Source organism: Mesorhizobium sp. M1004, from assembly GCF_040318795.1.
Taxonomy (GTDB): Bacteria; Pseudomonadota; Alphaproteobacteria; order Rhizobiales; family Rhizobiaceae; genus Mesorhizobium.
On record NZ_JAMYNB010000003.1, the window covers coordinates 411744 to 423925 of the forward strand.

General features: G+C 63.3%; 11 protein-coding genes. 6 read left to right on the top strand and 5 right to left on the bottom strand.

Going from position 1 to position 12182, the window contains the following annotated elements:
- Positions 1-17: 17 nt before the first annotated feature.
- Complete coding sequence (locus NKH54_RS08900) at positions 18-959, bottom strand: threonine/serine dehydratase (RefSeq protein WP_353028060.1); 942 nt, start codon at positions 957-959, stop codon at positions 18-20.
- Between the two features lie 50 nt (positions 960-1009).
- Between NKH54_RS08900 and NKH54_RS08905 the strand changes: the two genes are divergently transcribed.
- Complete coding sequence (locus NKH54_RS08905; protein ID WP_023748498.1) at positions 1010-1312, top strand: ArsR/SmtB family transcription factor; 303 nt, start codon at positions 1010-1012, stop codon at positions 1310-1312.
- A 20-nt stretch (positions 1313-1332) separates the two neighbouring features.
- Here NKH54_RS08905 and lysA read toward each other — a convergent pair whose 3' ends face one another.
- The 3 genes from lysA to argH all read right to left on the bottom strand — a co-directional run bounded on the left by lysA (position 1333) and on the right by argH (position 4341).
- Positions 1333-2601 (bottom strand): diaminopimelate decarboxylase, encoded by a 1269-nt coding sequence (gene lysA, locus NKH54_RS08910; protein ID WP_352533918.1) that lies wholly within the window; start codon positions 2599-2601, stop codon positions 1333-1335.
- 64 nt (positions 2602-2665) lie between these two features.
- Positions 2666-2872: a hypothetical protein gene (locus tag NKH54_RS08915; RefSeq protein WP_023673325.1), complete on the bottom strand. Its 207-nt coding sequence runs from the start codon at positions 2870-2872 to the stop codon at positions 2666-2668.
- Between the two features lie 68 nt (positions 2873-2940).
- Positions 2941-4341 carry an argininosuccinate lyase gene (gene argH, locus NKH54_RS08920; RefSeq protein WP_353028061.1) on the bottom strand — a complete coding sequence of 467 codons (1401 nt, stop codon included), beginning with the start codon at positions 4339-4341 and terminating at the stop codon, positions 2941-2943.
- A 34-nt stretch (positions 4342-4375) separates the two neighbouring features.
- Between argH and tlpA the strand changes: the two genes are divergently transcribed.
- Positions 4376-5065: a thiol:disulfide interchange protein TlpA gene (gene tlpA, locus NKH54_RS08925; protein ID WP_353028062.1), complete on the top strand. Its 690-nt coding sequence runs from the start codon at positions 4376-4378 to the stop codon at positions 5063-5065.
- On the opposite strand, the gene NKH54_RS08930 is transcribed toward tlpA, so the two are convergent.
- A complete protein-coding gene (locus NKH54_RS08930; RefSeq protein WP_353028063.1) occupies positions 5062-7509 on the bottom strand; it encodes a bifunctional diguanylate cyclase/phosphodiesterase in 2448 nt (815 codons plus the stop codon). The two genes, tlpA and NKH54_RS08930, sit on opposite strands and share 4 nt — an antisense overlap.
- 479 nt (positions 7510-7988) lie before the next feature.
- On the opposite strand from NKH54_RS08930, the gene ugpB reads away from it, so the two are divergent.
- The 4 genes from ugpB to NKH54_RS08950 all read left to right on the top strand — a co-directional run bounded on the left by ugpB (position 7989) and on the right by NKH54_RS08950 (position 12182).
- Positions 7989-9299 (top strand): sn-glycerol-3-phosphate ABC transporter substrate-binding protein UgpB, encoded by a 1311-nt coding sequence (gene ugpB / locus NKH54_RS08935; RefSeq protein ID WP_353028064.1) that lies wholly within the window; start codon positions 7989-7991, stop codon positions 9297-9299.
- Between the two features lie 71 nt (positions 9300-9370).
- The gene (gene ugpA, locus NKH54_RS08940; RefSeq protein ID WP_023685330.1) at positions 9371-10255 is read left to right on the top strand and encodes a sn-glycerol-3-phosphate ABC transporter permease UgpA; all 885 of its coding nucleotides are present in this window, start codon (positions 9371-9373) and stop codon (positions 10253-10255) included.
- Positions 10256-10264: 9 nt separating this feature from the next.
- Positions 10265-11113, top strand: coding sequence for a sn-glycerol-3-phosphate ABC transporter permease UgpE (gene ugpE / locus NKH54_RS08945; RefSeq protein WP_023737453.1), 849 nt, complete (start codon positions 10265-10267; stop codon positions 11111-11113).
- 7 nt (positions 11114-11120) lie between these two features.
- The gene (locus tag NKH54_RS08950; protein WP_023673333.1) at positions 11121-12182 is read left to right on the top strand and encodes a sn-glycerol-3-phosphate import ATP-binding protein UgpC; all 1062 of its coding nucleotides are present in this window, start codon (positions 11121-11123) and stop codon (positions 12180-12182) included.

Below are 12182 nucleotides of genomic sequence, written 5' to 3' on the forward strand. Positions count from 1 at the left end.
TTCAGTCGAAGCAAGGTTTAGAATTTCGCCGGATCGGTATTCGAGCCGCAGACAAGGACGGCAATCCGCTCGCCCCGCGCCGGTGTGTAGCGGCCGGACAAGAGAGCCGCAAAGGCTGCGGCGCCACCCGGCTCGGCGATGATCCGCACCCGCTGCCACAGCGCCTTCTGCGCGGCAATGATGGCGTCGTCGGTGACCAGAATGGAGCGCTCGACAAAAGCCTCGGCGATCGGGAACATCATCTCGCCGACGCGTTTGGGCGCCAGCGAATCGGCGGCAACGCCTTCGGCGGGCGCATCGACGGGGTGGCCGGCTTCGAAGGCGCGATGCAGCGTCGGCGCGCCTTCGGGCTCGATGGCGATGATCCTGATGCGGCCGGCAAACCAGGCGGCGATGCCGCCGATCAGGCCGCCGCCGCCGACAGCGACCAGCAGCGTGTCGATGTCGGGCAGATCGGTTTCGATTTCGAGGCCGAGCGTGCCTTGGCCGACCAATGTTTCCTCCTGGTTGAAGGCATGGATCTGCAGCGCGCCGGTCTTTTCGGCAAAAGCCTCGCTGGCGGCCAGCGCCTCGGCATAGCGGGCGCCGCCGACGATCAGTTCGGCGCCGTAGCCGCGGATGCGCTGCAGCTTGGCCGCCGGGCTGACTTCGGGAACGAAGATCGTCGCCTTGTGGCCAAGCCGCATGGCGGCATAGGCGACTGCGGCGCCATGATTGCCGCCCGAAGCCGCAACCACGCCGGCCGCAGGCACCGGCCGTTCGAGCAGATTGGTGAAGGCGCCGCGCGCCTTGAACGAGCCGGAATGCTGCAGGCATTCGAGCTTGAGGTCAATCGCCTGCGGCGGCCCGTCGAAATCGGCCATGTCGACGCGCAGCACCGGCGTGTGCCTGATATAGGGGCGGATGCGCGGTTCCATCGCGGCGATGCGTTCGCGCGTGACGGTGTTGCCGTTCGTCATGACCATCTCCTTGGGATTGACAGCAATTAGTAACTTGGCAAAATGGCTAAATGCAAGAGGTTGAAATCTTCAAGGCGATCGCCAATGAACGCAGGCTGCAGATCCTCGACTGGCTGAAGGATCCGCAGGCGCATTTCCCGGCCCAGGCAGACGGCGATCTGGTCGAGGATGGCGTTTGCGCGCTGCTGATCGCGGAGAAGCTCGGCATTACGCAGGCGACGCTCTCCGAACATATGCGCGTGCTTACCCAGGCCGGCCTGCTGCGGCCCAAGCGCATCAAGCAATGGACGTTCTACCGCCGCGACGAGGACAGCATCGCCGACGCAAGGTTGCTCATCCAGAACCGGCTGTAGCGCAGCCGGCGCTGCGGCTCCTATGCAAGCCAGTCGGGCACCGAATCCAGGCCGATCAGCTCGTCATAGGTCTGGCGCCGGCGCACGACGTGGAAACGGTCGCCGTCGACCAGAACCTCAGGCACAAGTAGGCGGGTGTTGTAGGTGCCGGATTGCACCGCGCCATAGGCGCCGGCGGTGGTGACGGCAATGAGGTCGCCAGACTTGAGCCGGGGCAGGTCACGGTCGAGGCCGAGATAGTCGCCGGTCTCGCAGACCGGGCCGACGACGTCGACCGCCATGCGCGGCGTGTCGGCCGGCGGCTGCACCACCGGCTTGATGTCGTGGAAGGCATCGTAGAGCGTCGGCCGGATCAGATCGTTCATGGCGGCGTCGACGACGAGGAAGTTCTTGGCGTCGCCTTCCTTCACGAATATCACTTCCGAGACCAGGATGCCGGCATTGCCGACGATCAGCCGGCCCGGCTCGAACATCACCTTCACTCCAAGCTTTGTCAGATGCTTCCTGACGATCTCGGCATAGGCATCGGGCAGAGGCGGCGGGCTGTTGTCGGTGCGGTAGGGGATGCCGAGGCCGCCGCCGAGATCGACATGCTCGACGGCGTGGCCATCGGCGCGCAGCGCGCCGACCAGTTCCGCCAGAAGCGCGAAAGCATCGTCAAAGGGCTGCAACTCGGTGACCTGGCTGCCGATATGGGTATCGATGCCGATGGGCTTGGTGCCCGGCAGCCCGGCCGCGCGGGCATAGACCTGGCGCGCCCTTTGCCAGGGAATGCCGAACTTGTTCTCGGCCTTGCCGGTGGAGATCTTCCTGTGCGTCCTGGCGTCGACATCCGGGTTGATGCGCAGCGAGACCGGCGCCACCTTGCCGAGCGCGGTGGCGCGGGCCGACAGCAACTCCAGCTCCGGCTCGGATTCGACATTGAAGCAGAGAATGCCGGCCTCGAGCGCAAAATCCATTTCGCGCGCGGTCTTGCCGACGCCCGAGAATACGATCTTGCTGGCCGGGATGCCGGCGGCGAGCGCGCGGCGCATTTCGCCTTCCGAGACGGTATCGGCGCCGGCGCCGAGCTTTGCCAGCGTCCGCAGCACCGCCTGGTTGGAATTCGCCTTCAAGGCGTAACAGACCAGCGTGTCGAGCCCGGCAAACGCCCCGGCGAACACCCGGTAGTGCCTCGTCAAGGTTGCCGCCGAATAACAATAGAACGGCGTGCCGACGCTTGCGGCGATGTCTGGTATCGCCACGTCCTCGGCATGGAGCACGCCGTCGCGGTAATCGAAATGGTTCACGAGAGTGTTTCCGGAAGTTGGAGCACGAGACCTGGTCAGAAAGTCCAAGCCAGTCTCATCGGCTCTAGATCAGCGGGTCGAGGATGAATTTCTTGTCCACGACCGGTTTTTCCGGCTCCGGCGGCACCGGCTGTTTGGCGCGCTCGGCGTCCTTGCGGGCCTGGACGGCCGCTTCATAGGGCGTGTCGAGACCGGCCTTACGGCCGCAAGCGGTCACGGCAGCCATCGCCGTCAGCAGCGTCAGCGTCACCAAAATCCTGCTTGCGGTCATCGATCCATCCGTCCGAAACTTTATGTGCTGCGCTTTTAACCGAGTTTTAGGCGCATTGCACCCCGGCATCATGCCTTGGCGATGCGCTTTTTCCAGCTGCGGATCTGCTTCCTGACCTCCGACGGCGCCGTGCCGCCGAAACTGGTGCGGCTCTTCACCGAATTCTGCACCGCCAGAACCGAGAAGATGTCTGCCGTGATGCCGGGGTTGATCGACTGCAGATCTTCCAGCGACAGCTTTTCAAGGCTCACCTTCTTCTCTTCGGCCACCGCCACCGCGCGGCCGGTGACATGGTGTGCCTCACGGAAGGGCAGGCCCAGCGCGCGCACCAGCCAGTCGGCGAGGTCGGTCGCGGTCGCGTGGCCCGAGCCGGCGGCTTTTTTCATGGCGGCGGCATTGACCGTCATGTCGCGCACCATGCCCGTCATCGCAGCCAGCATCAAATCGAGTGTTTCGGCAGCGTCGAAGACCGATTCCTTGTCTTCCTGCATGTCCTTGCCGTAGGTCAGCGGCATGCCCTTCATCACGGTCAGCAGCCCGACGAGATGGCCGGTGACGCGGCCGGTCTTGCCGCGCACCAGTTCGGCGGCGTCCGGGTTCTTCTTCTGCGGCATGATCGAGGAGCCGGTGGAGAAACTGTCCGACAGCCTAACGAAGCCGAATTGCGGCGTCGACCAGATGATGATTTCTTCGGCGAGCCGCGACAGATGCGTGGCGCAGATCGCCGCCAGGCTCAAAAACTCCAGCGCGAAATCGCGGTCGGAGACGCTGTCCAGGGAATTGCGCATCGGCTCGCGGAAGCCGAGCGCCTTGGCGGTCTTGTGGCGATCGATCCGAAAACTGGTGCCGGCAAGCGCTGCCGCGCCGAGCGGGCTTTCATCCAGCCGCTCGATGGCGTCGCGGACGCGCGACAGGTCGCGCGAAAACATCTCGACATAGGCCATGCAATGGTGGCCGAAGGTCACCGGCTGCGCCGCCTGCATGTGGGTGAAGCCGGGCATCACGGTCGCCGCATGCTCCTCGGCGCGGTCGAGCAAGGCTGAGATCAGCCCCTTCAGCGCCTCGGCGACGCGAAAGCACTCGTCCTTGACCCAGAGCCGGAGATCCACCGCCACCTGGTCGTTGCGTGACCGCGCCGTGTGCAGGCGGCCGGCGGCCGGGCCGATCAGATCGGCAAGGCGGGCCTCGATATTCATGTGAATGTCTTCCAGCCGGGTCGAGAACTCGAACGTGCCGGCCTCGATCTCTTTCAGGATCGTGTTCAGCCCGTGAGCGATTTTTTCTTGATCGGCCGCCGAAATAATGCCCGTTTCAGCCAACATCTCGCTGTGGGCGATCGAACCTCTTATGTCTTGGGCATAGAGTTTGCGGTCGAACGAAATCGACGCGTTGATCGCTTCCATGATCGCGGCCGGACCCGAGGCAAAACGTCCGCCCCACATCTGGTTGCTGGCCTTCTTGTCGCTCATGGCTATAACCCGTGCTCCGGAGCAGTCTTAGAAAATGGCAGACGGTAACAGATACTTCCCGGCCCCGCGCCTGATCCTCGCCGCTTTGCTGGCGGGCGTGCTGGCTGGCGCGGTCGCGGTATATGTCAGCGAGAGCGGGTCTGGCAACAACGCAGCCACCGGCAGCGCACCTGCGGGCGCGGGCAACAGCAAGGACGACGTCGCCTGCGCCGCCAAGAGCGACCGCGCCAAAAAGGTTGCCGCCGCGGCTACCGGCCAGGTTGCGGCATTGCTGCCCGCGGATCCGCCGCAATCGCTGAAAAGTCTCGCCTTCAACGGTCCCGACGGCAAGCCGATGACGATCGCCGATCATGCCGGCAAGACCGTGCTGCTCAACCTGTGGGCAACGTGGTGCGCGCCCTGCCGCGCCGAAATGCCGGCGCTCGACGCCTTGCAGAAGGAAAAGGGCAGCGATGCATTCGAAGTGGTCGCGGTCAATGTCGATGCCGGCGACGATGTGAAGCCGAAGAAGTTTCTCGCGGATATCGGCATCGGGTCGCTCGGCTACTACCGCGATTCGACGCTGGCGCTGTTCAACGACGTCAAGACGCGTGGCTTGGCGCTGGGCCTCCCCGTCACCATGCTGATCGATGGCGAAGGCTGCCTGGTCGCGCATATGAACGGACCGGCCGAATGGTCGGGACCGGATGCCAAGCGCCTGGTCGAGGCCGCACTCGCCCCTTAGGATGAGCGCAGGGCCGCCGCCGGCGGCAGCATCAAGATGCTGCCGCCGCGTTGTTTGACGCTGGCGTCGTCGTGTGCCGCCGGCGCCGCGACGCCGGTCAGTTCGCTGAACGCCTCGATCGGGCTCGGCCGGCCTAGATAGTAGCCCTGGCCGATCTCGCAGGCCTCGGCGTCGAGGAATTTCAGCTCGCCCAGCGTCTCGACGCCCTCGGCCAGAACCGGCAGGCCGAGACCGCGGCCAAGCCCCAGAACGGCGCGTACGATGGCTGCCACCTGGCCGTTGCTGTCGACTGATTTGATGAATGAGCCGTCGATCTTGATCTTGTCGAAGGGGAAGGCGCGGAGATTGGACAGCGAGGAGTAGCCGGTGCCGAAATCGTCCATCGCCACACGCACGCCAAGCGCCTTCACCTGGCGCAAGGTCGCCAGCGCGCGCGGCATGTCCTTGACCAGCGCCGTTTCGGTGATCTCGAGTTCGAGCCTGCCGGGCGTCAGGCCGGAGCCGAGCAGGACTTCATGCACCTTGCGGCTGAAATTCGGATTGTGGAGCTGCACCGCCGAGACATTGACCGCGACGGTGAGAGGGTTCTTCCAGCGCGCTGCCTCGGCGCAGGCCGTCGCCAGCACCCATTCGCCGATCTGGATGATGACGCCGCTGTCTTCGGCCACCGGGATGAAGGTCGCCGGCGACACGTCGCCGCGCTGCGGATGGCGCCAGCGGATCAGCGCTTCGAACCCGACCATCCGCCCGCTGCTGATCTCCTTTTGTGGCTGGTAGACGAGGCGAAACTCATCGCGCGCCATCGCCTGGCGCAGTTCGTGCTCCATCACGCGCCGGTCTCGCGCCTCGGCGCCCATCGAGGCCTCGAAGTAACGGTAAGTGTCCTTGCCCTCGGCCTTGGCGCGGTAGAGCGCGGTGTCGGCGTGGCTGACCAGGAGTGTCGGCTCATCGGCGTCGAGCGGATAAAGTGCAATGCCGATGCTGGCCGACACCAGCCCGCCACCGACCGACAGCCGGTTTTCCTCGCGCATGGCCGCCAGCACCGCCTCGGCGATGCGGCCGGCCGCCTGCGGATCGGGAAGGTTCGGAGCGATGATGGCGAACTCGTCGCCGCCGAGACGCGCCAGCATCTGTCCGTGGCGGAGCACGGCGGAGGCGCATAGCGCCACCTTCTGCAGCATGGCATCGCCGGCGCCATGCCCGAACAGGTCGTTCACTTCCTTGAAGCGGTCGAGGTCGAGCAGCAGCAGCGCAAGATGCCCACCCTTGCCGCCGCGGTCCATTGCGGCAATTTCGGCCTCGAGCCGGCCGGAGAAACTGCGGCGGTTGGGGAGCCCGGTCAGCGGGTCGAAATGGGCGAGGCGCAGGATCTCCTGCTCGGCCTTCCTGCGTTCGCGGATGTCGCGCACGGCGACAACGCTGTGCCGCTTGCCGCAATAGTCGATGCTTCTGGCGATAAGTTCGACGGGGATGGTGGCGCCGTCATGGGCTCTGAGTTCGGCTTCCTGTGCCTGTCCGCTGCAGTCGGACATGCCGGCCGCGGTGCGTTCGCCGAAGAGATCGCCAAGCAGCATCGCGTTCAGCACTTCCGGCGCAATGCCGGTGAGTGCCGCGATGCTGTCATTGGCGCTGACGATGCGGGCGCCATCGCAGACGATCAGCCCCTCGACGGCGGCGTTGGCGAGGCCGTGCATGCGCTCGGCCTCGAGCTTGTGACGCCGGAAGCGAAGGTCGATCCACAATGCTGCGGCTGAAAGCACCAGGATAGCCAGGCTGACTGCAGCGGCGGCGAAGGCCTGCGACACCGGTTCGACCGTGAACTGCGATATCTCGATGGAGGAGTCCGGGAAGATCGACACCGCGCCCATGGCGATGAAGTGCAGGCTGCAGATCGCCAGCGTCAACAGGATGGCGGCGGCGATTGTGGCCTGCATGGACGGCCGTCGCAACACCACCAGCAGCGCCAGCGCGGCGAGGGTGACGCCTGTCAGCACCGAGACGCCGACCAGCAGCGGGTTCCAGACGATGCGCCCTTCGACCTCGAAGGCGGCCATGCCGATATAGTGCATGGCGGCGATACCAGCGCCGAGGACCGCGCCGCCGACCAGAGGGTAGTCGATGCCCCGGCGCAAGGTGGCGATCCACATGCCCGCAGCGGTCAGGGCGACGGAACCGGCGAGCGAAAGCGCCGACATTTCCGTATTGTAGGCGTTGGGGATTCCGGGAGAAAAGGCAAGCATTGCGATGAAGTGCGTCGCCCAGATACCGAAGCCGGTGGAAGTGGCTGCTATCATCAGCCAGGTATAGCGGTTGCGCTCGCTCGAGCGGTCGACATGGCGAAGCAGGTTGACCGCCGAGAAGGAAGAAATACCGCAAATGAGCGCTGCCAGTGCGACCAGTCTCAGATCGTGCTCATGCACGATACAATTATAGACCGTCAGCATCTCGCCCCACCTGCTCTCCCACAGCAATCAAGCCGTCCACTTGATTAGTATGCCACGCTTGACGAAGAATCGGTTATGCGAACTACAACTACAGCGGGTTTTTCGGGTTGTACGTTGCGGCGATCCTGTCTCATTCCAGACGCACGGTTACAGCAGCGCCTGGCGCGATGCCGCTCGGCCGATCTCGATCTGGCCGAGCGCCGGTTTGGCGGCCGCACGGTGCAGGTGCGTGGCGCTGTCACGCGGGCCCTTCACGCATCGCTGGGCGGTCGGCGATCCTTGCAGGCCCACCATGCCCCATTCTATCGCTGAGCCGGCTTGGCATTTCTCTCGGTCCTCGTTGCAAGGCGAGGGGGCGCGAAGTTAGCCGGGTATGAAATTCACGAAACAGCAACAAATCCGTTGTCCGATTGTCATCAGAGACACATATTGCGTTCGCGGGAGCGCCCCTTTCGCCAATGACAAACGGGAGATGAAACATGAAGTTGTTCGGCTTTGCGGCCGGTGTTGCCGCCACCTTGACCCTGCTTTCCACCACCTCCGCCTTCGCCGCCACCCAGATCAGTTGGTGGCATGCAATGACCGGCGCCAATGCCGAGGTGGTCGACAAGATCGCCAAGGATTTCAATGCCAGCCAGAGCGACTATGAAATTCTCCCTGTTTTCAAGGGCACCTATCCCGAAACGCTGAATGCCGGCATCGCTGCCTTTCGTGCGGGGCAAGCGCCCGACATCATCCAGGTGTTCGACGTGGGTACCGGCGTCATGATGGCCGCCGAAGGTGCGATCAAGCCGGTGGCCGATGTGCTGACCAGCGCCGGCGTGACCTTCGACAAGAGCCAGTATTTGCCCGGCATCGTCGGCTACTATTCGAAGCCGGACGGGACCATGCTGTCCTTCCCCTATAATTCCTCGTCGCCCATCCTCTACTATAACAAGGATATCTTCCAGAAGGCCGGGCTTGATGTGAACAATCCGCCAAAGACCTGGAACGAGGTGTGGGAAGCCGCCAAGAAGATCAAAGCGAGCGGCGCCGCTTCCTGCGGCTATACCTCGACGTGGTTGACCTGGATCCACCTTGAGGCCTTCGCTGCCTGGAACGACGTTTCCTATGGCACCAACCAGAACGGACTTGCCGGAACCGACGTCGAGCTCAAGATCAATGCGCCGATCTTCGTCAATCATTTCCATGCGCTCGCCGACCTGGCCAAGGACGGCACCTTCAAATATGGCGGCCGTACATCCGAAGCCAAGCAGATCTTTCTTGCCGGAGAATGCGGCATCTTCACCGAATCGTCGGGGGGTCTCGGTGACATCGTCAAGTCGGGCATGAACTACGGCATCGGCCAGCTTCCCTATGATAGTGACGCCAAGGGCGCGCCCCAGAACACCACGCCGGGCGGCGCCAGCCTGTGGGTGTTCGGCAACAAATCGGACGAGGAATACAAGGGCGTCGCGGCGTTCTTCTCCTACCTGTCCAAGACCGAAGTGCAGGAGTATCTGCACCAGAAGTCGGGTTATCTGCCGGTGACGCTCGCTGCCTATGAGGCGACCAAGAAGTCCGGCTTCTATGACAAGAATCCGGGCCGTGAGACGCCGATCCTGCAGATGCTGGGCAAGGCGCCGACCGAGAACTCGAAGGGCGTGCGCCTCGTCAACCTGCCGCAGGTGCGCGACATCGAGAACGAGGAGTTCGAGAAGATGCTGGCCGGCCAGCAGACTGCGCAGCAGGCGCTCGACAACGCGGTCGCACGCGGCAACAAGGCGATTCAGGAAGCGATCGGAAACTGAAGCGATTTGTCAGTTGAACCTCGTCCACGCGGACCCGCGTGGACGATTTCCTGCACAGCGAGGGAATCACCCTGTCTCCACGCGTCGTCTTTCCCAACAAGACCCTGCCTTATCTGCTGGTGGCGCCGCAACTCGCCATTACGCTGATCTTTTTCTACTGGCCGACGGGGCAGGCGCTCTACCAGTCGATGCTCAGGGAAGACCCGTTCGGGCTGAAGAGCAAGTTCGTCGGGCTCGCCAATTTTCGCAAGGTGCTGGCCGACCCGGCCTACCTCAACTCGATCAAAGTTACGCTGGTGTTCTCTCTGGCGACCGCGATGGTCGCCATGGGTGTGGCCCTGTTGCTTGCCGTCATGGCCGAGAAGGTGGTGCGCGGCAAAGGCCTTTATCGCACGCTGCTGATCTGGCCGTATGCGGTGGCGCCGGCGATTGCCGGCATGTTGTGGCTGTTTCTGTTCAACCCCTCGATCGGTTCGCTGGCCTACGCGTTGAGAGGTCTCGGCATCGCCTGGGATCCCTTGCTTAACGGAAACCAAGCCATGATCCTGCTGGTATCTGCGGCTGCCTGGAAGCAGATCAGCTACAATTTCCTGTTCTTCGTCGCCGGGCTGCAGGCGGTGCCGAAGACGTTGATAGAGGCGGCGGCCATGGACGGCGCCGGGGAGACGAAGCGCTTCTGGACCATCGTCTTCCCGCTGCTCGCACCGACGACCTTCTTCCTGCTGGTCGTCAACACTGTCTATGCGCTGTTCGACACTTTCGGTATCGTTCATGCCGTCACCGGCGGCGGGCCAGGCAAGGCCACCGAGACGCTGGTCTACAAGGTCTACAATGACGGTTTCGTCAATTTGATCCTCGGCGATTCGGCCGCGCAGTCGGTCATCCTGATGGTCATCGTCATCTCACTCACGGCCATCCAGTTCCGCTATGTGGAACGCAAAGTCCACTACGGTTGAGCGCGAGCGATGATTGGTCAGTCCCCGCTTCGCGCCCTCATCGCCCACGCCGTGCTCATCCTGGGCATCCTGATCGTCGCTTTCCCGATCTACTACACCTTCGTTGCCTCCACGCAGACGCTGCAGACCATCCTCAAGCCGCCATTGCCTCTTTTGCCCGGCGACCAGGTCTGGAACAATTACAGCGAGGCGCTGTTCGGCGGTGTCGGCCGCATCGGCGGCGTCAGTGTCGGCCGATTGCTGCTCAACACCACGATCATGGCGCTCGGCATCGCGGTGGGGAAGATTTTCATCTCGATCCTTTCGGCCTATGCGATCGTGTTCTTCCGTTTTCCGCTTCGGATGGTCTTCTTCTGGCTGATCTTCATCACGCTGATGCTTCCCGTCGAGGTGCGCATCCTGCCGACCTACAAGGTGATGGTCGATCTCGGCATGATCGACACCTATGCCGGCCTGATCATTCCGCTGATCGCCTCGGCCACCGCCACGCTTCTGTTTCGCCAGTTCTTCATGACCATCCCAGGTGAGTTGGTGGAAGCGGCGCGTGTCGACGGCGCCGGACCATGGCGATTCTTTTTCGACATCCTGCTGCCGCTGTCGCGCACCAACATCGCGGCGCTGTTCGTCATCCTCTTCATTTATGGCTGGACGCAGTACCTGTGGCCGCTGCTCGTCACCAACAGCAATGACATGAACACCATCGTCATCGCACTTAGAAAGATGGTCTCCTTCGCCGATGCCGATACCCAATGGCATCTGGTCATGGTCACCGCGATGATGGCCATACTGCCGCCGATCCTGATCGTGGTGCTGATGCAACGCTGGTTCGTGCGCGGACTGGTCGATACCGAAAAGTGAGAAGCTGATGGCGACCATCGATCTGAAGGATGTGAAGAAAGTCTATCCCGGCGGCGTCGAGGCGGTGAGGGGTGTCTCGATCGCCATACCCGACAAGGAGCTTTGCGTGCTGGTTGGGCCGTCCGGCTGCGGCAAGTCCACGCTGCTGCGGATGATCGCCGGGCTTGAGACCATTTCTTCCGGCACCGTCGCCATCGACGGCAAGATCGTCAACACGATCGGTCCGACCGAGCGCGACATCGCCATGGTGTTCCAGAACTATGCGCTCTATCCACATATGAAGGTCTACGACAACATGGCCTACGGGTTGCGCAACCGGGGTACTCCCAAGGACGAGATCGACAGCAGGGTTCGCTCGACCGCCAAGGTGCTGGAGCTCACGGCGCTGCTCGACCGGCGCCCGCGCGAGCTTTCCGGCGGCCAGCGCCAGCGCGTGGCCATGGGTCGCGCAATCGTGCGCAATCCAAAAGTCTTCCTGTTCGACGAACCGCTTTCCAACCTCGACGCCAAACTGCGCGGCCAGATGCGGGTCGAAATCAAGAATTTGCAGCGCTCGCTCGGTGTCACCTCGGTCTACGTCACCCACGACCAGCTTGAGGCGATGACGCTGGCCGATATTCTCGTCGTCATGAATGGCGGGTTGGTCGAGCAGACGGGCGCGCCGCTCGACATCTACGAGAAGCCGGCATCGACCTTCGTCGCCTCCTTCATCGGAGCGCCGCCGATGAACCTTCTGCCTCTTTCGCAAGGACCGGCTGGTCCGGCGCTGACCGACGGCAAGACGGTTGACTTCGCGCCTACGAACGCCGCCACGCTTGGCTTCCGCCCTGAGGATGCCGACGTCACCTTCAGTGCCGAGGCATCATCCGGCGCGCTTATTCTGCCTGCGGCGGTCGAGGCGGTCGAACCTGTGGGAGCCGAAAGCTTTCTTCACTGTGCCGCCGGCGGCAACCGCATCGTCGTGCGTGTGGCCGGCCGCGCCACGGCCAAACCCGGCGATCAACTGCGCGTCGTGGCCAGGGCCGAGAAGCTGCATTGGTTCGACAATGCTGGGAAACGAGTCGATTGA

What these genes read in the sequence shown, in the direction of transcription:
- argH (WP_353028061.1), bottom strand. Translation starts at nt 4,341, where the DNA reads ATGAGCGACAAGAAGGCCAGCAACCAGATGTGGGGCGGACGTTTTGCC.
- NKH54_RS08900 (WP_353028060.1), bottom strand. Translation starts at nt 959, where the DNA reads ATGACGAACGGCAACACCGTCACGCGCGAACGCATCGCCGCGATGGAA.
- ugpB (WP_353028064.1), top strand. Translation starts at nt 7,989, where the DNA reads ATGAAGTTGTTCGGCTTTGCGGCCGGTGTTGCCGCCACCTTGACCCTG.
- NKH54_RS08905 (WP_023748498.1), top strand. Translation starts at nt 1,010, where the DNA reads ATGCAAGAGGTTGAAATCTTCAAGGCGATCGCCAATGAACGCAGGCTG.
- NKH54_RS08950 (WP_023673333.1), top strand. Translation starts at nt 11,121, where the DNA reads ATGGCGACCATCGATCTGAAGGATGTGAAGAAAGTCTATCCCGGCGGC.
- NKH54_RS08930 (WP_353028063.1), bottom strand. Translation starts at nt 7,509, where the DNA reads ATGCTGACGGTCTATAATTGTATCGTGCATGAGCACGATCTGAGACTG.
- NKH54_RS08915 (WP_023673325.1), bottom strand. Translation starts at nt 2,872, where the DNA reads ATGACCGCAAGCAGGATTTTGGTGACGCTGACGCTGCTGACGGCGATG.
- ugpE (WP_023737453.1), top strand. Translation starts at nt 10,265, where the DNA reads ATGATTGGTCAGTCCCCGCTTCGCGCCCTCATCGCCCACGCCGTGCTC.
- tlpA (WP_353028062.1), top strand. Translation starts at nt 4,376, where the DNA reads ATGGCAGACGGTAACAGATACTTCCCGGCCCCGCGCCTGATCCTCGCC.